Annotated in this window: 20 protein-coding genes; 11 read left to right on the top strand and 9 right to left on the bottom strand. The window is 73.7% G+C overall.

Annotated elements, in window-relative coordinates; genetic code table 11:
* The first annotated feature begins 257 nt into the window (after window positions 1-257).
* Window positions 258-830: a DUF2269 domain-containing protein gene (locus ACFP3V_RS03250; protein ID WP_380579458.1), complete on the top strand. Its 573-nt coding sequence runs from the start codon at window positions 258-260 to the stop codon at window positions 828-830.
* Here ACFP3V_RS03250 and ACFP3V_RS03245 read toward each other — a convergent pair.
* The 4 genes from ACFP3V_RS03245 to ACFP3V_RS03230 form a co-directional block, all read right to left on the bottom strand.
* Window positions 775-1,086 carry a putative quinol monooxygenase gene (locus tag ACFP3V_RS03245; RefSeq protein WP_380579456.1) on the bottom strand — a complete coding sequence of 104 codons (312 nt, stop codon included), beginning with the start codon at window positions 1,084-1,086 and terminating at the stop codon, window positions 775-777. The two genes, ACFP3V_RS03250 and ACFP3V_RS03245, sit on opposite strands and share 56 nt — an antisense overlap.
* 33 nt (window positions 1,087-1,119) lie before the next feature.
* Window positions 1,120-2,736 (bottom strand): peptide chain release factor 3, encoded by a 1,617-nt coding sequence (locus tag ACFP3V_RS03240; protein ID WP_380579454.1) that lies wholly within the window; start codon window positions 2,734-2,736, stop codon window positions 1,120-1,122.
* Window positions 2,737-2,816: 80 nt separating this feature from the next.
* Window positions 2,817-3,893, bottom strand: a complete 1,077-nt coding sequence (locus tag ACFP3V_RS03235; RefSeq protein ID WP_380579452.1) for a Zn-dependent alcohol dehydrogenase — start codon at window positions 3,891-3,893, stop codon at window positions 2,817-2,819.
* A 33-nt stretch (window positions 3,894-3,926) separates the two neighbouring features.
* Window positions 3,927-5,345, bottom strand: a complete 1,419-nt coding sequence (locus ACFP3V_RS03230; RefSeq protein ID WP_380579450.1) for an aldehyde dehydrogenase family protein — start codon at window positions 5,343-5,345, stop codon at window positions 3,927-3,929.
* An 81-nt stretch (window positions 5,346-5,426) separates the two neighbouring features.
* Between ACFP3V_RS03230 and ACFP3V_RS03225 the strand changes: the two genes are divergently transcribed.
* Window positions 5,427-6,119: a TetR/AcrR family transcriptional regulator gene (locus ACFP3V_RS03225; RefSeq protein ID WP_380579448.1), complete on the top strand. Its 693-nt coding sequence runs from the start codon at window positions 5,427-5,429 to the stop codon at window positions 6,117-6,119.
* A gap of 41 nt (window positions 6,120-6,160) precedes the next feature.
* On the opposite strand, the gene ACFP3V_RS03220 is transcribed toward ACFP3V_RS03225, so the two are convergent.
* Both ACFP3V_RS03220 and ACFP3V_RS03215 read right to left on the bottom strand, forming a co-directional pair.
* Window positions 6,161-7,753 carry a phytoene desaturase family protein gene (locus ACFP3V_RS03220; protein WP_380579446.1) on the bottom strand — a complete coding sequence of 531 codons (1,593 nt, stop codon included), beginning with the start codon at window positions 7,751-7,753 and terminating at the stop codon, window positions 6,161-6,163.
* Window positions 7,754-7,859: 106 nt separating this feature from the next.
* Window positions 7,860-9,065, bottom strand: coding sequence for a PucR family transcriptional regulator (locus tag ACFP3V_RS03215; RefSeq protein ID WP_380579716.1), 1,206 nt, complete (start codon window positions 9,063-9,065; stop codon window positions 7,860-7,862).
* A gap of 114 nt (window positions 9,066-9,179) precedes the next feature.
* On the opposite strand from ACFP3V_RS03215, the gene lysA reads away from it, so the two are divergent.
* From lysA to ACFP3V_RS03200, 3 genes are read left to right on the top strand one after another with little or no spacing between them, the layout of a single operon-like run.
* Window positions 9,180-10,454: a diaminopimelate decarboxylase gene (gene lysA, locus ACFP3V_RS03210; protein WP_380579444.1), complete on the top strand. Its 1,275-nt coding sequence runs from the start codon at window positions 9,180-9,182 to the stop codon at window positions 10,452-10,454.
* 44 nt (window positions 10,455-10,498) lie between these two features.
* Window positions 10,499-11,926 (top strand): APC family permease, encoded by a 1,428-nt coding sequence (locus tag ACFP3V_RS03205; protein WP_380579442.1) that lies wholly within the window; start codon window positions 10,499-10,501, stop codon window positions 11,924-11,926.
* Window positions 11,927-11,935: 9 nt separating this feature from the next.
* The gene (locus ACFP3V_RS03200; protein WP_380579440.1) at window positions 11,936-12,748 is read left to right on the top strand and encodes an S-methyl-5'-thioadenosine phosphorylase; all 813 of its coding nucleotides are present in this window, start codon (window positions 11,936-11,938) and stop codon (window positions 12,746-12,748) included.
* Between the two features lie 54 nt (window positions 12,749-12,802).
* On the opposite strand, the gene ACFP3V_RS03195 is transcribed toward ACFP3V_RS03200, so the two are convergent.
* Window positions 12,803-13,825, bottom strand: coding sequence for a lysylphosphatidylglycerol synthase transmembrane domain-containing protein (locus tag ACFP3V_RS03195; protein WP_380579438.1), 1,023 nt, complete (start codon window positions 13,823-13,825; stop codon window positions 12,803-12,805).
* A gap of 214 nt (window positions 13,826-14,039) precedes the next feature.
* On the opposite strand from ACFP3V_RS03195, the gene ACFP3V_RS03190 reads away from it, so the two are divergent.
* The 3 genes from ACFP3V_RS03190 to ACFP3V_RS03180 all read left to right on the top strand — a co-directional run bounded on the left by ACFP3V_RS03190 (window position 14,040) and on the right by ACFP3V_RS03180 (window position 16,653).
* The gene (locus tag ACFP3V_RS03190) at window positions 14,040-15,326 is read left to right on the top strand and encodes a sensor histidine kinase (RefSeq protein ID WP_380579436.1); all 1,287 of its coding nucleotides are present in this window, start codon (window positions 14,040-14,042) and stop codon (window positions 15,324-15,326) included.
* Window positions 15,327-15,346: 20 nt separating this feature from the next.
* Complete coding sequence (locus ACFP3V_RS03185) at window positions 15,347-15,991, top strand: response regulator (protein ID WP_380579434.1); 645 nt, start codon at window positions 15,347-15,349, stop codon at window positions 15,989-15,991.
* A gap of 101 nt (window positions 15,992-16,092) precedes the next feature.
* A complete protein-coding gene (locus ACFP3V_RS03180) occupies window positions 16,093-16,653 on the top strand; it encodes a hypothetical protein (RefSeq protein ID WP_380579432.1) in 561 nt (186 codons plus the stop codon).
* A gap of 7 nt (window positions 16,654-16,660) precedes the next feature.
* Here ACFP3V_RS03180 and ACFP3V_RS03175 read toward each other — a convergent pair whose 3' ends face one another.
* Window positions 16,661-16,897 (bottom strand): hypothetical protein, encoded by a 237-nt coding sequence (locus ACFP3V_RS03175; RefSeq protein WP_380579430.1) that lies wholly within the window; start codon window positions 16,895-16,897, stop codon window positions 16,661-16,663.
* 80 nt (window positions 16,898-16,977) lie between these two features.
* Between ACFP3V_RS03175 and ACFP3V_RS03170 the strand changes: the two genes are divergently transcribed.
* Window positions 16,978-17,688 (top strand): bifunctional DNA primase/polymerase, encoded by a 711-nt coding sequence (locus tag ACFP3V_RS03170; protein WP_380579428.1) that lies wholly within the window; start codon window positions 16,978-16,980, stop codon window positions 17,686-17,688.
* A gap of 143 nt (window positions 17,689-17,831) precedes the next feature.
* Here ACFP3V_RS03170 and map read toward each other — a convergent pair whose 3' ends face one another.
* Window positions 17,832-18,680 carry a type I methionyl aminopeptidase gene (gene map / locus ACFP3V_RS03165; protein WP_465270091.1) on the bottom strand — a complete coding sequence of 283 codons (849 nt, stop codon included), beginning with the start codon at window positions 18,678-18,680 and terminating at the stop codon, window positions 17,832-17,834.
* A gap of 94 nt (window positions 18,681-18,774) precedes the next feature.
* Between map and ACFP3V_RS03160 the strand changes: the two genes are divergently transcribed.
* On the top strand, window positions 18,775-18,978 hold the full coding sequence (locus ACFP3V_RS03160) for a hypothetical protein (RefSeq protein ID WP_380579425.1): 204 nt from the start codon (window positions 18,775-18,777) through the stop codon (window positions 18,976-18,978).
* Window positions 18,979-19,063: 85 nt separating this feature from the next.
* Window positions 19,064-19,986 (top strand): DUF4129 domain-containing protein (locus tag ACFP3V_RS03155; RefSeq protein ID WP_380579423.1); only part of this gene is annotated, 923 nt, incomplete at its 3' end.

Here is a 19,986-nt window from a genome sequence, read left to right as displayed (position 1 = left end):
ACCCTCCCCCAGCCATCGGCCGGGGGTGCCCCCACGAGGGGGGTACCCCCACCGGGAGCAGCCCACCACTCGGGAAGGTCCGACCCCGTGTGCGGGACGAACCTCCTTGGGTGGTGGGCTGGTCGCGCCCACGCCGCGGAGCCGCACATGTCAACAGCCTCGCGCCCCTGCGGGGGTGCAACTACTCCGAAGGGAGTAGGCAGACTGTCCTCCCGGCGCGGACGTCACCACCCCACCCGCCGCGGGAGGGTGAGGGCATGACGACGACCGCGGGTGCCGCGCCCGGGCCCCTGTTCCGGCTCTCGCCGTTCGAGCGGAAGGCCGCCCTCACCGCGCATGTGATCGCGTCCGTGGGGTGGCTCGGGGCGGACGTGGTCCTGCTGGCCCTCGGCGTCGCCGGGCTGGCCACGGCCGACGTCCCCACCCGGGACGCCGTCTACCGGACGGCCTGGCTGCTCGGTCCGTACGTCCTGCTGCCCTTCGGGCTGCTCGCGCTGCTCACCGGCGTCCTGCTCGGGCTGGGCACCAAGTGGGGCCTGCTGCGCCACCGTTGGGTCGTGGCCAAGCTGGTCGGGACCCTCGGGGCCGTCGTCGCCGTCACCTTCGCCCTGCTGCCGACCCTGCACAGCGCCTACGCGGGCGTGGCCGCCGGGCGCGGGCCCGGGGGCGCGGCGTACAGCCTGGTCGCCGCGCCCTCCGTCGCGCTCGTGCTCTACACGGCGATGACCGTGCTCTCCTACTGGAAGCCCAGGCTCGGCAGCCGCCCCGGACGCGCTACAGCGCGCCCTTCGCGGGGTCGGCGCCCGCCGGACGGGGCGTCAGGACCGTGACGTCCGCAGGGCGTTCCCGCAGGGCGTCCAGCTCCGGCCCCAGCTTCGCCAGCACCGCGCCCGTCGCGTGGGCGTCCAGGTCCGCCCGGCTCGCCCACTTCTCGATGACGACGATCGAGTCCTCGGTCGCGTGCAGCGCGTAGAGCTCGCAGCCCGGCTCCGCGTGCACGGCGTCGATGTACCTCGCGTACGTGTCCAGGGCCTCCTGCAGCCTGCCCGGCTTCGGGTGGACGACGGCGGTGACGACGACGGACAACAGAACCCCTCCTCCTGCCTCGGCCGCTGACGCTCAGTCAGCGGTGGCGATCAGCGTCTCCAGGTACACGTCCGGGTTGCCCCGGACGAAGCTGTTGAGCTGCCACTTGTCCGCGAACAGGGCCAGCAGCGCGCCGTCCGAGCGGCGGGTCAGCGCCTCCCCGGTGACCAGGCGGGAGCGGTCCAGTGTCGCCGCCCCCTCGGCGTCCGTGACCCGGGCGAGCGAGTACGGCAGGTGGTCCAGGGCGATCGGGGAGGAGAACTCGTGCTCCATGCGGTGCAGTACCACGTCGAACTGCATCGGGCCGACGGCCGCCAGCACCGGGGCCTGGTCGCCGCGGCGGTCGGAGACCAGCACCTGGACCACGCCCTCCTCGTCCAGCTGCGAGATGCCCTTGCGGAACTGCTTGCTGCGCGAGATGTCCTTGGGCCGGGCGACCGCGAAGTGCTCGGGCGCGAACGCGGGCAGCGGCGGGAACTCGGCCTTCTTCCCGACGTAGAGGGTGTCGCCCACGCGCAGCGCGGTCGCGTTGATCAGGCCCACCACGTCGCCGGGGTAGCAGATGTCGGCGACGGTGCGCTCGGCGCCGAAGACGGTGTGCGCGTACTTGGTCGCCAGCGAGCGGCCGCTCGCGGCGCGGGTGACGTTCATACCGCGCTCGAAGACGCCGGAGCAGACGCGGATGAAGGCGATGCGGTCGCGGTGGGCCGGGTCCATGTTGGCCTGGATCTTGAAGACCACGCCGGAGAACTCGTCGGTGACCTCGCGGGCGCCGCCGTTCACCAGCTCGCGCGCGCCGGGGGAGGGGGCCAGGTCGACGACGGCGTCGAGCAGCAGCCGGACGCCGATGTTGGTGAGCGCGGAGCCGAAGAAGACCGGGGTGATCTTGCCCTCACGGAAGGCCTGCGGGTCCCAGCCCGGACCGGAGTCGAGCGCCAGCTCGAGCTCCTCCAGGGCGGTCTCCCAGGTCTCGCCCTCCTCGGCGGCGGCCCGGCCGAAGTCCAGCAGTTCCTCCTCGGCGGCGTGGGTGCCGCCCGGGACGCGGGTGTAGCGGAGCATCTGCTCGGTGTTCGCCGCCTCGACCAGTCCGCGCAGGTTGCCAGCCGCGCCGACCGGCCAGACCTGCGGGACGGGGGTGATCTCCAGGATGTTCTGGATGTCGTCGAGCAGTTCGAGGGCCTCGCGGCCGCGGCGGTCCCACTTGTTGATGAAGGTGATCACCGGGACGCCGCGGTGGCGGCAGACCGAGAACAGCTTGCGGGTCTGCTCCTCGAGGCCCTTGGCCGCGTCCACCAGCATGATCGCGCAGTCGACGGCGGAGAGGACCCGGTAGGTGTCCTCGGAGAAGTCGGCGTGGCCGGGGGTGTCGACCAGGTTCATCACGTGGTCGCGGTGCCCGAACTGCAGGGCCGCGGAGGTGACCGAGATGCCGCGGTCCCGCTCCAGCTCCATCCAGTCGGAGGTGACGCCCTTCCGCCCGCCCTTGCCGTGCACCGCGCCGGCCGACTGGATCGCGTGCGCGTGCAGCGCGAGCGCCTCGGTCAGCGTGGACTTGCCGGCGTCGGGGTGGGAGATCACCGCGAAGGTGCGGCGACGCGCCGCCTCCTGCAGGACCTGCTGGGCGTTGGCGGCGGGGGTTTCGGTGCTCACAAGGGCGCAAGTCTAAAGGGCGGAGGCCGGGTCCCGGGAATCGCCCGGTTCTCGCGGCTCCGCCCCTGGGCGGCTGGGTCTCAGAACACCACGAGCGAGCGGCCGCCCTTGCCCGACTGCATGCGGGTGAACGCGTCCGGGATCTCGTCCAGGGTGATGCGGTCGGTGATCAGGGCGTCCAGGTCGAGACGGCCCGCGCGGACGTGGTCGGCGAGGAGGGGGAGTTCGCGGGCCGGGTCGGCGTTGCCGTAGACGCAGGCGGAGAGCGTGCGGGCGAAGTGGAAGACCTCCAGGGCGTTGAGCGCGAAGGTGTCCTCCTTGCGGCCGACACCGACCACCGTGGTCCGGCCGCCGCGGCGGGTGGAGTCCCAGGCGGCGCGGATGGTCGCGGCCCGGCCGACGCACTCGAACGCGTGGTCCGCGCCCTGACCCGACGTCAGTTTGCGCACCGCCTTCGGGGTCAGCTCGTCGGCCACCAGGAAGTCCGTGGCGCCGCAGGAGCGCGCCAGCGCCTCCTTCTCGGGCGTCACGTCCACCGCGATCACCGGGCCCGCGCCGGCGATGCGCAGGCCCTGCAGCACGGCGAGGCCGACGCCGCCCAGGCCGAGGACGACCGCCGACTCGCCCGCCCGTACCCGGGCCGCGTGGTGCACGGCGCCGTAGCCGGTCAGCACCGCGCAGCCGAGCAGCGCGGCGGAGGTCAGCGGCACCCCGTCCGGGAGCGGGACCAGGGCCCGCTCGGAGACCACCGTCTCCTCCGCGAACGCGGCCACGCTCAGGCCAGGGAAGACCGGTGCGCCCGCCCGGGTCGCGTAGGGCTGGACCGAGCCGGCGAAGGCGTTCTCGCACAGCCACGGCTCGCCCTTCCCGCACAGGTGGCAACTACCGCACGCGGGCGCCCAGTTGAGCACCACGGTGGCGCCGGGCGAGACGGCGGTGACGCCCTCCCCGACCGACACCACCGTGCCCGCGCCCTCGTGGCCGAGGACGACGGGGGTGGCGGCGCGCAGGGTGCCGTTGGCCAGGGACAGGTCGGAGTGGCAGACGCCCGCGGCGGCGAGCTTGACCCGCACCTGGCCGGGGCCGGGATCGGGCAGGTCGATGTCGGTGATCTCCAGTTCCGCGCCGACGGCGGGCAGGAGGGCGGCTCGGGTCATGGACAGATGCTCCTCGAACGTCTCGGGACTGGCTCAGAACTGGAAGGACCGGGTCTGCAGGAACTCCTCCAGGCCGTGCCGGCCCAGCTCGCGGCCGATGCCGGAGTTCTTCCAGCCGCCGAAGGGGGCCCGCGGGTTGAAGCGGCCGCCGTTGATGTCCACCTGGCCGGTGTCCATCCGCCGGGCGAAGGCCACCGCCGTCTCCTCGTCCGCGGCCCAGACGCCTCCGGCCAGACCGTAGTCGGTGCCGTTGGCGATCTCCAGGGCGTGCTCCTCGTCCCGGTAGGCGAGGACGCTCAGCACCGGGCCGAAGATCTCCTCCTGAGCCACCGTCATCTCCGGGGTGACGTCCGCCAGCACCGTCGGCCGGACGAAGAAGCCGCGGTCCAGGCCCTCCGGGGCCTCCGGGCCGCCCGCGACCAGGCGGGCGCCCGCCGCGACGCCCGCGCGGATGTAGCCGCGCACGCGCTCGCGCTGCTTCGCGTTGACGACCGGCCCGAGCCGTGTCTCCGGCAGCGCGGGGTCGCCCGGCAGGTACTTGGCCGCGGCCTTGGCGGCCAGGGCGACGGCCTCCTCGTACTGGTCCTCGTGGACCAGCAGGCGGGTCCAGGCGCTGCACGTCTGGCCCGAGTTGGCGAAGACGTTGGCCACGTTGACGTTGACCGCCCGGGCCAGGTCCGCGCCCGGCAGCACCACGTTGGCGGACTTGCCGCCCAGTTCCAGCGCGACCCGGGTCAGGTTCCGCCCGGCCGCCTCGGCGATGGACCGGCCGACGGCGGTGGAACCGGTGAAGGAGACCAGGTCCACGTCCGGATGCCCGGCCAGGGCCGCGCCGGCCTCGGCGCCGTACCCGGTGACCAGGTTGAACACCCCGGCCGGGGCCCCGGCTTCGGCGACGATCCGCGCGAACAGGCGGGCGACCAGCGGGGTGTCCTCGGCGGGCTTGAGCACCACCGTGCACCCGGCCGCCAGCGCCGGCACGACCTTGGCCACGATCTGGTGCAGCGGGTAGTTCCACGGCGTGATCGCGGCGACCACGCCCGCGGGCTCGGCGTGGACGACCGAGTTGCCGACCTTCTCACTGAACTCGTACTCGGCGAGCAGGTCGACGTAGGACGACGCCACGGCCAGCGGCAGCCCCGCGTGCACGGCAGTGGCCATGCCGATCGGCGCGCCCAGTTCGGCCACCACCGTCTCGGCGATCTCCTGCTGCCGTGCGGCCAGTCCGTCCCGGACCGCGGTGAGCACGCGCAGCCGCTCCTCGCGCGAGCTCGCGCCCCAGGGGCGCAGGGCGGCGCGGGCGGCCGTCACGGCCGCGTCCACGTCCGCCGCCGAACCGGCGGGGACGGACGCGATCTCCTGCTCCGTCGCCGGGTTCAGCACGGCGATCCGCCCGCCGCCCAGCGCGTGCCGCCAGGCCCCGTCGATGTAATGGTCCGTCAACTGCTCCACGGCGACCCTCTCCCACAGCGGTTTGTTAGCACTGCTAGTTAACTGGCCGGTAGGGGCCTGCACAAGCCATAGACTCGCCGGATGCGACCCGACCAGGCCACCGCGGCGGCCACCGTACCCGCGCCGAAGGCGAAGCGGATGCCCCGCGCGCAGCGCGAGCAGCTGATGCTGGACGCCGCCGTGTCGGTCTTCGCCAAGTCCGGCTACCACTCCGCCTCCATGGACGAGATCGCGGAGGCCGGGGGCGTCTCCAAGCCCATGCTCTACCTCTACCTGGGCTCCAAGGAGGAACTCTTCGCGGCCTGCCTGCGCCGCGAGGCCGGTGGTCTCGTCGCCGCCTTCCGCGATGCCGCCGCGCCGCAACTGCCGCCCGGCGACCAGCTGTTCGGGGGCCTGGTGGCCTTCTTCCGCTTCGTGGGCGAGCGCCGCGACAGCTGGGCGCTGCTCAACCAGCACGCCCGCTCCTCCGGGGGTGAGCCCGTCGTCGCCGAGGTGGGACAGGTGCGCCGGCAGGTCGTCGCGGCCGTCACCGCCCTGGTCCGCCGGGCCGTCGGCAGCGGCGTGCAGGAGGACCCGACAGGCCGGGACCGCGGCGAGGCCGCCGCCATCGCCGAGGCCATCGTCGGCGCGGCGGACGCGCTGGCCCGCTGGGTCGCCGAGACCGGCGGTGAGCCGCCCGAGGACTCCGCGCGCAGGCTGATGTCGGTCCTCTGGATCGGCCTGGAACCGCGCATGCGCGGCGCCCGCTTCGTGCCTGCCACACCCTCGAACTGACGGGCTGCCACGATCGCCCGGGCCCGCCGCCGGCCCGGCCGTCAGCCCTCGAGCACCGCCCTGGCGGCGTTGTGGCCCGGGATGCCGCTGACGCCGCCTCCGCGCGGTGCGCCTGCCCCGCACAGCAGGACGTTGGCGGCGTACGGCGTGCCGACGCCCCAGCGCCCCGCATGGGCGGTGGCGGCCTCCGCGAAGGGGAAGACGAGCGGCCGGTGGAAGATGTTGCCGCCGGGCAGGCCCAGATCCGCCTCCAGGTCGAGCGGTGTGCGGGCCTCGATGCACGGCCTGCCGTCCGCGTCCAGCGCCAGGCAGTCCTCGACCGGCTCGGCCAGCACGGCGTTCAGCGAGGCCAGGACCGCGGCCAGGGCCTCCTCCCGTGTCGCCTTCGGGAACAGCCGGGCGGGCTGGTGCAGGCCGAAGAGGGTGAGTGTGTGCCAGCCCCGCTGCCGCAGGTCGGGGCCGAGGATGGTCGGGTCGGTGAGCGAGTGGCAGTAGATCTCCGAGGGTGCGGGGGACGGCAGCCAGCCGGCCGCCGCCTGGTCGTACGCGGTCTGCAACTGCCGGTAGGACTCGGCGATGTGGAAGGTCCCGGCGAAGGCCGCCTGCGGATCGACGGCGCGGTCCCGCAGCCGGGGAAGCCGGGTCAGCAGCATGTTGACCTTGAGCTGCGAGCCCTCCACGTCGGCCGACGGGGCGTCAACTCCCGTGCCCTGGCCCAGCAGCCGGTCCAGGGCGGCCGGCGCGGCGTTGCACAGGACATGGCCTGCCGTGACCGCGTGCTCGCCGCCGTCCGCGTCCCGGTACACGACCTCGGCCCGGCGCCCGTCGGCGTCGATCCTCAGCACCTCGCACGACGTCAGCAGCCGTGCCCCGGCGGCGGAGGCGGCCCCCGCGAGCGCGTCGGTCACCGCGCCCATGCCGCCGACCGGGACGTCCCAGTCCCCGGTGCCGTTGCCGATGACGTGGTAGAGGAAGCAGGCGTTCTGCGCGAGGGAGGCGTCGTGCGCCTGGGCGAACGTTCCGATCAGTGCGTCCGTCAGCACCACGCCGCGCACGGTGTCGTCGGCGAACCGGGACTCGACCAGCTCGCCGAGCGGCCGCTCGAAGAGCGGTGACCAGAGGTCCCCGACCAGACCCCGGAGTTCGTCCCGTGAGGGCAGCGGAGCGGTGAGGGTGGGGAAGACGGCCCTGGCGACCCGGGCGGTGTCGGCGTAGAACCGCTGCCAGGCGGTGAACTCCCGGTCGGAGCCGGTCAGTTGCCGGAAGGAGGCGGCGGTGGCGGCGGGGTCGCCGTTGTCCACGAGCAGGCCGGTGTCGCCCACTGGCGTGTAGGAGGAGTAGCGGCGGCGGCGCAGCTCGATGTGCAGGCCCAGGTCGGTGACGATCTGCCGGGGGAGCAGGCTGACCAGGTACGAGTACCGGGACAGGCGGGCGTCCACGCCCCTGAACGCCCGGGCGGAGACGGCGGCTCCGCCGGTGTGGTCGAGGCGTTCCAGGAGCAGGACGCTGCGGCCGGCGCGGGCCAGGTACGTGGCTGCGACCAGCCCGTTGTGGCCGCCCCCGATGACGACGACGTCGTAACGATCTCTCATGGCAACGCCTGTACCCGCGCAGGGGCGCGAGGCTGCACACATTCGCGGCTCCGCCGCGTGGGGCGCGACGAGCCCACCGCTCAGGGAGGCACGTCGCCTGCGGATCGGACCTCCGTGGGCGGTGTGTTGCTCGCGCCCCTGAAGGCCCCTACGGGGCCAGGCGCAACTGCAGCCAGCAGGAGAGGCGGTCGTCGGGGTGGTCCAGGTCCAGGCCGAAGAGCTCCTTCGCCCGGCGGAGGCGGTACTTGAGGGTGTTGGGGTGGATGGTCAGCCGCTGCGCGGCCTCCGCCACGTTGCCGACCGCGTCCAGCCAGGCGGTGAGCGTGGGGCCGTACTGCGTGCCCTTCGCCCGGTCGTGAGCCAGCATCAGATCGATTCCCGGATGCCGCAGTCGGGGCCTGCGGGACAGCTCGTCGGCGACATGCGCCAGCAGCACCCGCGCGTGCGTGTCCTCCAGCGAGGCGAAGGGCAGCGCCTGCGGGTCCGCCGTGGTGACCCGGAGCACGTCGTCGACCTCCGCCCGGAGTTCGGGCAGGTCCTCCGGGCCGGTGGCCAGGCGGCTGATCGCCGCCCGCACCGGGGCGTCCAGGCTGCGGTCCAGCACGGCCGCCGCCTGCTCGCCGAGCCGCCTTGCGGTCGCCGCCGCGGCGGGGGACTCCTCCAGCGGCACCAGCGCGTAGACGGTCCGGCCGGCCGTGGCCACCGACGCCTCGGCGTGGACCGCCGCCCAGTGGCGAGCCGCCTCCGCGCCCAGGCGCATCAGCACGCCGTCGCCGCTCGCGGACGCGACCGGGGCGAAACCGATCAGCACCAGCGGCCGTCGCCCCGGCAGGCCCAGCTCGAAGCGGACCTCGCGTGCGGTCCGCCGTCCCCGCAGCGCGGCGCGGAGGGCGTCCTCGCGCGCCTGCACGTCCAGCTCCGCCGCGCTCCTGCGGCGCAGCATGTGCAGGGCCGCCAGCCGGGCGCCCTCCAGCAGCGCGCGCTCGCCCGCCGCGTCGATCGGGGAGGCGCCCTCGATGGCCCAGATCGTCCCCAGCGGCATCTCGCCCGCCCGGATCGCCACCGCCGCGCGCGGCAGTTCGTCGTCGGCCAGGGTGGGGAGCCGGACCACGCCCGGCGCGGCCAGCACCTCCCGGTACTGGGGCAGCTGCTCCGGCTGGGTCGGCACCCGGCGGTTGAGGATGCCGCGCCGCCGGTGCTCGTCGATCTCCTGGCCGGGCAGCGTCGAGTACGCGAGCACGCGGTGCTCCAGGTCCTCGATCGCCACCGCGCCGCCGGTGACCGCGCCGATGGCGTCGGCCAGAGCGAACAATTCCTCACTTGTCCCGGCATGGGTGGGCAGTTTCGCCAGCATCACCCCGCAATCTTAGGCGAAAACGCCAATGACGCAGCGTGATCAAAGGCTCAGGATGATGCACTGCTCGATGACGCGCAGTGAGCCGCGCGGTGACCCCGAGGAGAACCACGTATGGGCGACCAGGTGCTCGACCTGTTCCCACCCGGCAGCACGGTGGACCAGGCGACCGGCTACCTGACGGTCGCCGGTGTCCCGGCGCCCGAGCTCGCCGAGGCCTACGGCACCCCCGCCCTGATCGTCGACGAGAACGCCGTCCGCGCCCGCGCCCGCCGCTACGCCGACGGACTGGCCGCCCGCTGGCCCGAGTCCCGGGCCACCTTCGCGTCCAAGGCCTTCCCCTGCACCGCGGTCTACCGGCTGCTGGCCGAGGAGGGCCTCGGCATCGACGTCGCCGGAGGCGGCGAGCTGACCCTCGCCCTGGCCGCCGGGGCCGACCCCGCCGGGCTGGTCGTGCACGGCAACGCCAAGACCGAGGAGGAGCTGCGCCTGGCCGTCGAGGCGTCGGCGGGCCTTGTCGTCATCGACAACTTCGACGACATCGACAAGCTGGAGCGGATCCTCGCCGAGCCGCGGTACCGCGGCCGCGAGCAGGGCGTGCTGGTCCGGGTCACCCCGGACATCCGGCCCGACACCCACGAGGCCGTCTCCACCGGCCAGTCCGGCTCCAAGTTCGGCCTGCTGCTGCCGGACGCCGAACGGGCGATCGCCCGCCTGCGCGGCAGCGACCGGCTGCGCCTCGACGGCGTCCACGTCCACGTCGGCTCGCAGATCCTGGACACCAAGCCCTTCGCCCAGGCCGTCGAGGCCGTCGCCGCACTCGGCGAGTTCGACGTCTACGACCTGGGCGGCGGCCTCGGCTCCCGCTACACCTACGGCGACCATCCGCCGACCGTCGAGGAGTACCTCGACGCCGTGATCGACGTGGCGAGGCGTCAACTCCCGTCCGCCGCCCGCATCCTGATCGAGCCCGGCCGCTCGATGGTGGCCGAGGCCGGGTTCAGCCTCTACCGCGTGGTCTCCGTCAAGCGCAGCGGCGGCCACACCTTCGTCGCCGTGGACGGCGGCATGGGCGACAACCTGGAAGTCTCCCTCTACCAGCAGCGCTTCGAGGCCACCGTGGCCACCCGGGTCGGCGGCGGCGAACCCTGCCGCCTGGTCGGCCGCCACTGCGAGTCCGGCGACACCCTGAGCGCCGACGTCCCGCTGGACGACCCGCGGGTCGGCGACCTGATCGCCGTCCCGGTCACCGGTGCCTACACCTACTCGCTCAGCAACAACTACAACGGCGCCCGCCGCCCCCCGGTGGTCTTCGTCCGCGACGGCCGGCACCGTGCCGTCGTGCGCCGCGAGACCTACGCGGACCTGATGCGCCGCGACCTCCCCTGAGCACGACCACCCCCACCCGCCCCCGCCCCGAGAGAGCCCTGCCCGTGAGCCTCAGTCAGCAACTGCTGCGCCGCAAGCCCTTGGCCGCCTTCGACGAATCCGCCACCGAGCGCGAGGGCGGGCTGCGCCGCACCGTCGGTGCCTTCCAACTGACCATGATCGGCGTCGGCGCCACCATCGGCACCGGCATCTTCTTCACCCTGAGCACCGCCGTGCCCGAGGCCGGTCCCGCCGTCATCGTCTCCTTCGTCATCGGCGCGGTCACCGCCGCGCTGACGGCGCTCTGCTACGCCGAGCTGACCTCCGCGGTCCCGGTGTCCGGCTCCTCCTACTCCTACGCCTACGCGACCCTCGGCGAACTGGTCGCCTGGCTGGTGGGCGCCTGCCTGCTGCTGGAGTACGCCGTCTCCGGCGCGGCCATCGCCGTCAGCTGGGGCCAGTACCTCAACGACCTGACGCAGCGTCTGTTCGGCTGGCAGATGCCCGCGGCCATCGCCAACCCGCCGGGCGACGGCGGCTACGTCAACCTGCCGGGCGTCGTCCTCGTCGTGCTCTGCTGCCTGCTGCTGGTGCGCGGCGCCAAGGAGTCGGCGGTGGTCAACACGATCATGGTGGTGATCAAGCTCGCGGTGCTGGCCCTGTTCGTGGTCATCGCGCTCAGCGGCTTCCACGCGGGCAACCTGCACCCCTTCGCCCCCATGGGCTTCGCCGGCATCAGCGCCGCCGCGTCCTCGGTCTTCTTCTCCTTCATCGGCCTGGACGCCGTCTCGACCGCCGGCGAAGAGGTCCGCAACCCGCGCCGCACCCTGCCGCTGGCCATCATCGGCGCGCTGCTCGTGGTCACCGCCTTCTACTGCCTGGTCGCCTTCGCGGGCGTCGGCGCGCAGAAGTGGACCGTGTTCAAGGGCCAGGACGCCGGACTCTCCGCGATCCTGCAGAACGTCACCGGCCAGACCTGGCCCGGCGCGCTGCTCTCGGCGGGCGCGGTGATCTCCATCATCAGCGTCACCCTGGTCGTCATCTACGGCCAGACCCGCATCCTCTACTCCATGGGCCGCGACGGCATGCTGCCCGCCATGTTCAGCCGGGTCAGCCCGCGCAGCGGCACGCCCGTCGGCAACACCGTCGTCGTCGGCGCGTTCATCGCGGTGCTGGCCGCCGTGGTCCCGCTCGACTGGCTGGCCGACCTGACCTCCATGGGCACCCTGGTCGCCTTCGCGGTCGTCTCCGTCGGCGTCGTCGTCCTCCGGGTCCGCGAGCCGCAGCTGCCGCGCGGGTTCAAGGTCCCCGGCTACCCCGTGGTCCCGGTGCTGTCGGTCGGCTTCTGCGCCTACCTGATCTGGAACCTGCCGCCGGAGACCTTCGGCTTCTTCGCCGCCTGGATCGTCCTCGCGCTCGCCGTCTACTTCGGCTACAGCCGTAAGCATTCCGTTCTGGAGTCGCGCCAGGAGGAGCCGGTCCTGACGCGTTAGCGTTCAGCCATGGCTGACACGGCGACGGACGGCATCGCGGAGATCGGGGTCATCGGCGGGTCGGGGCTCTACGCCCTGCTCGACAGCGTCGAGGAGGTGCGGGTCGAGACGCCCTACGGAGCGCCCAGCGACGCCGTCTTCGTCGGCGAGGTCCGGGGCAGGAAGGTCGCCTTCCTGCCCCGGCACGGCCGTCGGCACTCGATCCCGCCGCACGCCATCAACTACCGCGCCAACCTGTGGGCGCTGCGGTCGCTGGGCGTCAGCCGGGTCCTCGGCCCCTGCGCGGTCGGCGGGCTGCGCCCCGAGCTCGGCCCGGGGACGCTGCTGGTGCCCGACCAGTTCGTGGACCGCACCAGCGGCCGCGTCCAGACCTTCTACGACGGACGCGACGAGAAGGTCGTCCACGTCTCCATGGCCGACCCCTACTGCCCCGACGGCCGCCAGGCCGTCCTGGCCGCGGCCAGGACCGAGCACTGGGAGCCGGTGGACGGCGGCACGCTCGTCGTCATCGAGGGCCCGCGCTTCTCGACCCGCGCCGAGTCCCGCTGGTTCACCGCCAACGGCTGGTCCGTCGTCGGCATGACGGGCCATCCGGAAGCCGTGCTGGCCCGGGAGTTGGGGCTCTGCTACACCTGCCTCACCCTGGTCACCGACCACGACGCCGGGGTGGAGACCGGCGCGGGGGTCACCCACGCCGAGGTGCTGGCCGAGTTCGCCAAGAACGTCGACCGCCTGCGCGGCGTCCTCTTTACCGCCGTCGAGAACCTGCCGACCGGCCCGGACCGGTCGTGCGTCTGCGCCCACGCGCTCGACGGTTTCTGAGCCGGGGTGGCGTGGAGCGCCGATCGGCAGGAGCCGGTCGGGAACCGGCTCGCCTCACAACGCGCCCTTCCGCAGCAGCCACGCGTACGCCGCCCATCCGGGAAGCACCGGCAGCCACAGGGTGAGCAGGCGGTAGAGCAGCACCTGCACCAGCGCCGCCTGGTACGGCACGCCCGTGGCCGTCGTCAGCGCGTACGCCAGCACCGCCTCAACTCCGCCCACTCCCCCCGGAGTCGGGACGGCCAGCCCGACCGTGCCGCCGACCAGGTTGGCCAGGGCGACGGCCGCGAACGCGGTCCGCTCACCCAGCGCGACCCCGCACGCGTACAGGCAGGCCGAGGCGACCAGGGAGACGAGGAGCTGGCCGGTCACGCCGACCGCCACCTTGCCGGGCTGACGTCGTGCCAGGTCCACCATCCGCGGCAGGTTCCCGCTGACCGCCGCGCGCAGCCGTTCGGCCGCCCACCGACGGGTCCGCGGCGAGCAGCAGACGAGGCCGAGGACCGCCGACGCGAGCAGGGCCGCAGCGGTGGCCGTGATGACGACGCCCGCCGAGGGGTGCAGCAGGGCGGCGTGCCACGGCAGGTGCAGACGCGTGCCCGCCAGCACGCCGAAGGCCACCACGAGCAGGCCGTGCAGGGCCACCCCTACCACCTGCGAGACCCCGACGCTGGTCACCGCCTGGCCTGCCGGTATCCCGGACCGGTGCAGGAAACGCGTCCCCAGGGCCATGCCGCCGAGACCGGCCGGGGCGACCATGTTGGCGAAACCGCCCGCCAGTTGGGCCAGGAGGCTGCGCCGCAGGTCAAGCCGCTCGGGCACGAAGCCGACGAAGCTCATCGTCGCGACGACGAAGCCGGCCGCGGCGAGAGCGGCGGCCGCGGCCAGCCACAGCGGCCGCCCCGCCGCCGACGCGACGAGTGCGAGCACCCCGGCGGCGCCCCCACCGCCACCGCGGCCGAACTCGTGCACGAGCAGCCAGGCCACCACGCCCAGGCCCAGCACAGCGAGCAACGTGCGCCCGCGCAGACGCGTCCGCACGCGTGCCGGCGACGACCGGGGCTGGTTGGCGGCCACGGCAGCATTCTCCCGCCGAATCCCTTCCGCCACGAGACCGCCCACGAGCGCCCACCCTGGTGCGGCTTCGTGGCAGCACCACCCGCGAAGAGGCGGGGCACCCCCCTCGTCCCCGGGCCCCCTCCCCGCCCAGAGTGGACGCATGCCCACCGCGCCCGCCCTCCATACCCTTCCTCCCGCCGCGCCGCCCCACGGCATGCGCTTGAATCGGGGGATGAAGATCGTCGGGCGCGCGCTGCGGGAGCCCTTCGCCGGGCGCGCCTGGCGGGAGGCGGTCTACTGCCTCCTCGGCCTGCCGCTCGCCGTGCTCGGCCTGGCCGCCGTCCTGGTCACCTGCTTCGTCTGCGTGGTCGGCGTCCTCTCCACCGGCGTGCTGCTGCCGCTGCTGCCCCTCGCGCTCGCCGCGAACCGGGGCCTGGGCGCGGCGCACCGGGCGCTCGCGCGGGTGCTGCTGCACTGGACCACCCCCACGCCGCCCCGGCCGCGCCACCCGGGCGGGCTCGCCGGGCTGGTCAACCGGCTGACGGACGCCGCCTCCTGGCGGTCCGTCGGCTATCTCGCTCTCCGCTTCCCGCTCGGGGCCGTGCAGTTCGCGCTGGGCTTCGTCTGGTGGGTCTACAGCGTCTCGTTCCTGCTCTACCCGCTGCTGTGGCAACTGCAGGGCCGCCCGCGCGGGGACGCGACGCTCCAGTTCGCCGGACTGTCCCTCGACACCTGGCCGCGCGCGCTGCTGGTCAGGGCGGCCGGGGCGGTGCTCCTGCTCGCCTGGCCGTGGGTGGCCCGCGGACCGCTCGCCGTGGACCGGCAGTTGATGCTCCGTCTGCTCGGTCCGTCCGCGACCTCCCTCCGCCTGGCCCACCTCGCCGAGACCCGCGAGCACGCCATCAACGAGGCCGCCGCCACCCTGCGCCGCATCGAGCGGGACCTGCACGACGGCGCGCAGGCCCGGCTGGTGGCCCTCGGGATGAAGCTGGACCGCGCCGAGCGCCGCCTCGACCGGGGCGATCCGGACCAGGCCAAGGCGCTGCTGCGCGAGGCCCGCGGCGAGACCCGGGAGATCGTCCGGGAACTGCGCGAGCTCGTCCGCGGCATCCATCCACCGGCCCTGGACGGAGGACTGGAGCCCGCTCTGACCACCCTCGCCGCCCGGGCCCCCGTCCCTACCACCGTCCACGTCGCGGTGGCCGCGCGCCCCCGCGCCGCCACCGAGACGCTGCTCTACTTCGCCGCCGCCGAACTGCTCACCAACGCCTGCAAGCACGCCGAGGCGACGCAGGTCGCGATCACCGTCCTCGGGCAGGACGGCTCGCTCCGGCTGCAGGTCACCGACGACGGCCGGGGAGGGGCCGCGCTCCCCGGCCCGGAGGCCGGTCCCGGCCGCGGCCCCGGGAGCAGCGGTCTGCGCGGGCTGGCCGAGCGTGCCCGAGCCGCCGACGGCAGGCTGCGCGTCGACAGCCCGCCGGGCGGCCCGACCACCGTCACGTTGGAACTGGACGAATGAGAACAGGGAGCAGAGCGAGCATGCGCGTCGTCGTCGCCGAGGACACCGCGATCCTGCGGGTCGGTCTGGTGCAACTGCTGGAGGACGAGGGGCACCAGGTGGCCGCCGCCGTCGCGGACGCGGAGCAGTTGCGCGGCGCCGTCCGTGAGCACGCGCCCGACGCCGTCGTCAGCGACGTGCGGATGCCGCCGACGCACACCGACGAGGGGCTGCGGGCGGCGATCGACCTGCGGGCGGAGCGGCCCGGACTGCCGGTGCTGATCTTCTCCCAGTACGTGGAGACCACCTATGCCGCCCGGCTGCTGGCCGACGGCTCGGCGGGGGTCGGCTACCTGCTCAAGGAGCGGGTGCTGGACGCCGCCGACTTCCTCGACGCGCTGGAGCGGGTGGCGGCGGGCGGTACGGCGCTGGATCCGGAGGTGGTCACCCAGCTGATGGGGGCGAGCCCGAGCCGTTCGGCCCTCTCCGTGCTCACACCGCGCGAGCGCGAGGTGCTGGCCCTGATGGCGGAAGGACGGTCGAATGCGGCGATCGCGTCCCAACTCGTGGTCACCGAGCGGGCGGTGGAGAAGCACGTGGCGAACATCTTCGTGAAGCTGGACCTCCCGGTCTCCGCGGCGGACCACCGACGGGTGCTCGCGGTGCTGCGCTACCTGGAGGAGTGACGTTTCGTCACCCGTTCGGAGCGGGGCGCTCGCTCAGGGCTGCGGCCGCGTGCTTGCGTGGGGAGGACCGCAGACGAACGACCCTGCCGGAGGTACCCGCCGTGTTCGCCAACGCCCGTGTCCGCACATCCGTCACCGCCGCCGTGATGGCCGGCTCCCTGCTGGTGCTGCCGGCCTGCTCGAGCAAGTCGTCGACCTCCAACTCGGTCACCGGCGCCGGGGCCGCGGCCTCGGCCACCTCCAGCGCCGACCGGGTCAAGCTGGCCAAGACCAAGTTCGTGCTCAACGCCTCGCTCGCGGCGGGCGCGACGTACCAGTGGCTCTACAAGCCGTTCAAGGCGGGCACGTTCAAGAAGGGCGCCAAGGGCCGCACGGCAGCGCTGATCAAGGGCGGCCTCGCGGGCGCGTTCACCTACAACCGGCTGAAGGCCGCGCTCAACGACGCCAAGGGCGACCCGACGCTGTCCAAGGCCACGACGGCGCTGTCCGGCGCGGTGGACAGCCTCAAGGCGCTGCCCAGCAAGATCAAGGGCGGCTCGGCCACCGACGCGGACTTCAACCAGTACCAGAATGTGATCAACAGCGTGAAGTCCACCGCCGGCCAGGACGGTCTCAGCGTCACCGACAAGGTGCCCTCGCTGGGCCAGCTCAGCCAGGGCTGACGGAGCGTCAGCGCTCCGCGCCGGGACGGCCGTCCTCGGGCTGGAACGCGTAGCGCCAGCGCCGCCGCCCCTTCGCCCCGGCGACCACCTCGCGCCGGTACACCAGCACCTCCGCGGGGCGGTCGCCGTGGGCGGGCACCGGCACCCGGTAGTACTTGGGCACCTGCTCGAACGCGGTGAGCGCGACCGGCAGCACCTTCCCGTCCAGAGGGCCGCCGACGAACTCGGTCTGGGCTTCACGCATTCCCCAAGGGTGGCACGGGCACCCCCTGGACGGCCGTATCCTGCTCTGTACGCGCTCCGGTGACCCCGGGTGCGTGAGGCATGAGAGGGGCCGGAGTGGTAGCCGCGGGCAAAGGCAGTTCCTGGTGGCGCAAGCTGCTGCGCAAGGAGGCCGAGCCCCCCGCCGAGGACCCCGCCGCCCTCCGCCTGAGGACCGCGCTCGCCGCTGTCCGTGCGGGATTTCCGGTCGCCCCGGCCGCGCATCCGGTCGGCTTCTCGTGTTCCTGCGAACGCGTGGGCTGTCCGGCCCCGGCGCAGCATCCGGTCTCCTTCACCTGGCAGGCTCAGGCGACGACGGACGTGGACCAGGTGACCCGCTGGCTGGCCCGGGATCCCGAAGCGAACTTCGTCACACCGACGGGCCGGGTGCACGACGTGCTGGACGTCCCGGCCGAGGCGGGCCGGCTGGCGCTGGACCGCCTGGGCGAGAAGGCCGGCCCCGTGGCGGCGGTGGGGGAGGACCGGTACCTGTTCTTCACCACGACGCGGTCGCCGCTGGACGAGGACGAGTGGTGGACCTCGGAGCTCGACGCCTTCCCCGAGGACGTCGCCGAGCATCCGGGGCTGCGCTGGCACACGCGCGGAAGCTATGTGCTGCTTCCCCCGTCCCAGCTGACCGACGGCGGGGGCGTGCGCTGGGTGCGCGGCCCGGAGCACGGTCTTCCCGACCCGCTGCGCCTGCTGGATGTCCTGACGGACGCCTGCGCGGAGGTCGGCGCCGCCCCTGTCCCCGAACAGTGGCTCATCGGCTGACGTTCGGCTGCACCCCGCCAGGGGCGCGAGGGACTGCGCGGGCAACCCACCACCCGGGGAGGTCCGGCCGCCTGGTTGGGGCGAACCTCCGTGGCCGGTGGGTTGCCCGCGCAGTTCCTCGCGCCCCCAAGGGGCCCGAAGGGCTAAGGGAGCGTCAGGATGTCGGCGCCGGTGGGGGTGACCACAAGGGTGTGTTCGAACTGGGCGGAGCGCTTGCGGTCCTTGGTGACCACCGTCCAGCCGTCCGGCCAGATGTCGTGCTCGTACGTGCCGAGCGTGAGCATGGGCTCGATGGTGAACGTCATCCCGGGCTGCATCACCGTCGTCGCGTACGGGCTGTCGTAGTGGGGGATGATCAGCCCCGAGTGGAACGACGTGTTGATGCCGTGACCCGTGAAGTCCCGCACCACGCCGTAGCCGAAGCGCTTGGCGTAGGACTCGATCACCCGGCCGATCACGTTGACCTGGCGGCCCGGCCGGACGGCCGCGATGCCGCGGCGCAGGGCCTCGCGGGTGCGCTCCACCAGGAGCTTGGACTCCTCGTCGACGTCGCCGACGAAGTAGGTCGCGTTCAGGTCCCCGTGCACGCCGTGGATGTACGCCGTCACGTCGAGGTTGACGATGTCGCCGTCCCGCAGCACGGTCGAGTCCGGGATGCCGTGGCAGATCACCTCGTTGACGGAGGTGCAGATGCTCTTGGGGAAGCCGCGGTAGCCCAGGTCCGAGGGGTAGGCGCCGTGGTCGCACATGTACTCGTGGGCGATGCGGTCCAGCTCGTCCGTGGTCACGCCCGGGGCGATCGCCGCCGCCGCGGCCTCCATCGCCCGGGCGGCGATGCGTCCGGCGACGCGCATCTTCTCGATGGTCTCCGCCGTCTGCGCCTCCGGGCCGTCGTAGGGGCGCGGGCCCTTGCGGCCGACGTACTCCGGGCGCGGGATGCGCGCGGGCACGGAACGGGTGGGCGACAGGGTGCCGGGGACCAGGGGAGCCATAGGCAGCATCCTAACGAGACGACAGACCCCTTTCGGGGAAGGATCGTTACGCATCCGGAGCCGCACCGGGGCCGGAGCCGACGACGGAGGAGCGATGAGCGAACAGGACCGGGCCCCCATGCCCGACGTCGACCACCAGTGGTTCTTCTGCCTCAAGCACCACCGCGTGGAGCAGGGCCAGCAGTGCCCCGCGCGCAACCGGCTCGGCCCCTACGCCACGGAGGCCGAGGCCGCGCACGCGCTGGAGCGGGTCGCCGAGCGCAACGACGAGTGGGACGAGGATCCCCGCTGGCAGTGAGCCCCCCGCTGGATACGAACCACCTCGGCGTGAAAGTGTGTCCTGACTGACGAACGTGCGGTGAACGCGGGACGCGGGGGCAGGGGTGGCGCAGGAGCAGAGGCCCGGGGCGGCAGGGAGGTACGTCGGGGCGGGGGCGGTCGTGCTGGCCTTCGTCCTGGGTGCGTTCGCGCTGCATGCCGCCGCCGGGTCCGACCTCTCCTCCGACGAGGGCGGACCGCTCAAGCACGGCTGGCTGCTCGTCGTCGCCGTGCTGGCCGTCGGCACCTGGGTCCTCGCCGTGCGGCTGCACGGCTGGCAGGACCAGGAGCCGGAGGCCGGCCCGCGGACCGGGCGGCTGCTGACGCTGCTGGTCCCCGGGGTGATCCTGCTGGGCGTCGCCGGCTCGGTCGCGGTCTTCCTGCTCGGCACCCGCACCTACGGCCGGGACCAGCTGCCCCAGCCGCACCCCACCGCGACCCTGGTCCCCGGCGTGGGGCGGAGCGTCTCCGCCGCGCCCGTGCCGCAGAGGCCGGCCCAGCAGCACCCGGTGGACCTGCGCTGGCTGCTCATCGTTCTCGCCGCCTTGGCCGGAGTGGCCGCGCTCGCCTTCCTGGTCCGGCTGGTGCTGCGGCTGCTGCCGCTGCTGCGGCGTCCGGGCACGCCCCCGCCGCCCGTCAGCGGGACCGACGAAGGGGAGACCGAGCAACGGGTGCTGGCCGAGGCGGTCCGGCTCGGGCGGGCGGCGCTCGCCGGGCAGGACGCCCGGGCCGCGATCATCGCCTGCTACGCGGCGATGGAGGAGTCGCTCGCCGAGAGCGGGGTCCACGCCGAGATCGCGGACACCCCGGAGGATCTGCTGCGGCGCGCCGGCACGGTGCTGGCCGGCCCGGCCGCGCCCGAGCTGGCGGCGCTGTTCCGCGAGGCCCGCTACTCCACCCATCCGCTCGGCCCGGCCGAACTCGCCCGCGCCGAGGCGGCGTTGGACGACATCAGCGGCCAACTCGCGGACCGGCGCCGCGAGGTGAC

Origin of the sequence: Streptacidiphilus monticola, from assembly GCF_042658505.1 — a bacterium.
Classification (GTDB): Bacteria; Actinomycetota; Actinomycetes; order Streptomycetales; family Streptomycetaceae; genus Streptacidiphilus; species Streptacidiphilus monticola.
The sequence above is the reverse complement of the archived record's forward strand: the minus strand, read 5'-3'. Positions and strand labels throughout refer to the sequence as shown.

Excerpts from the sequence above, each read along its gene's own strand:
- ACFP3V_RS03190 (WP_380579436.1), top strand. The coding sequence starts at position 14,040 with ATGAAGATCGTCGGGCGCGCGCTGCGGGAGCCCTTCGCCGGGCGCGCC.
- ACFP3V_RS03225 (WP_380579448.1), top strand. The coding sequence starts at position 5,427 with ATGCGACCCGACCAGGCCACCGCGGCGGCCACCGTACCCGCGCCGAAG.
- lysA (WP_380579444.1), top strand. The coding sequence starts at position 9,180 with ATGGGCGACCAGGTGCTCGACCTGTTCCCACCCGGCAGCACGGTGGAC.
- ACFP3V_RS03215 (WP_380579716.1), bottom strand. The coding sequence starts at position 9,065 with ATGCTGGCGAAACTGCCCACCCATGCCGGGACAAGTGAGGAATTGTTC.
- ACFP3V_RS03235 (WP_380579452.1), bottom strand. The coding sequence starts at position 3,893 with ATGACCCGAGCCGCCCTCCTGCCCGCCGTCGGCGCGGAACTGGAGATC.
- ACFP3V_RS03185 (WP_380579434.1), top strand. The coding sequence starts at position 15,347 with ATGCGCGTCGTCGTCGCCGAGGACACCGCGATCCTGCGGGTCGGTCTG.
- ACFP3V_RS03200 (WP_380579440.1), top strand. The coding sequence starts at position 11,936 with ATGGCTGACACGGCGACGGACGGCATCGCGGAGATCGGGGTCATCGGC.
- ACFP3V_RS03170 (WP_380579428.1), top strand. The coding sequence starts at position 16,978 with ATGAGAGGGGCCGGAGTGGTAGCCGCGGGCAAAGGCAGTTCCTGGTGG.
- ACFP3V_RS03220 (WP_380579446.1), bottom strand. The coding sequence starts at position 7,753 with ATGTGTGCAGCCTCGCGCCCCTGCGCGGGTACAGGCGTTGCCATGAGA.
- ACFP3V_RS03160 (WP_380579425.1), top strand. The coding sequence starts at position 18,775 with ATGAGCGAACAGGACCGGGCCCCCATGCCCGACGTCGACCACCAGTGG.
- map (WP_465270091.1), bottom strand. The coding sequence starts at position 18,680 with ATGGCTCCCCTGGTCCCCGGCACCCTGTCGCCCACCCGTTCCGTGCCC.
- ACFP3V_RS03250 (WP_380579458.1), top strand. The coding sequence starts at position 258 with ATGACGACGACCGCGGGTGCCGCGCCCGGGCCCCTGTTCCGGCTCTCG.
- ACFP3V_RS03175 (WP_380579430.1), bottom strand. The coding sequence starts at position 16,897 with ATGCGTGAAGCCCAGACCGAGTTCGTCGGCGGCCCTCTGGACGGGAAG.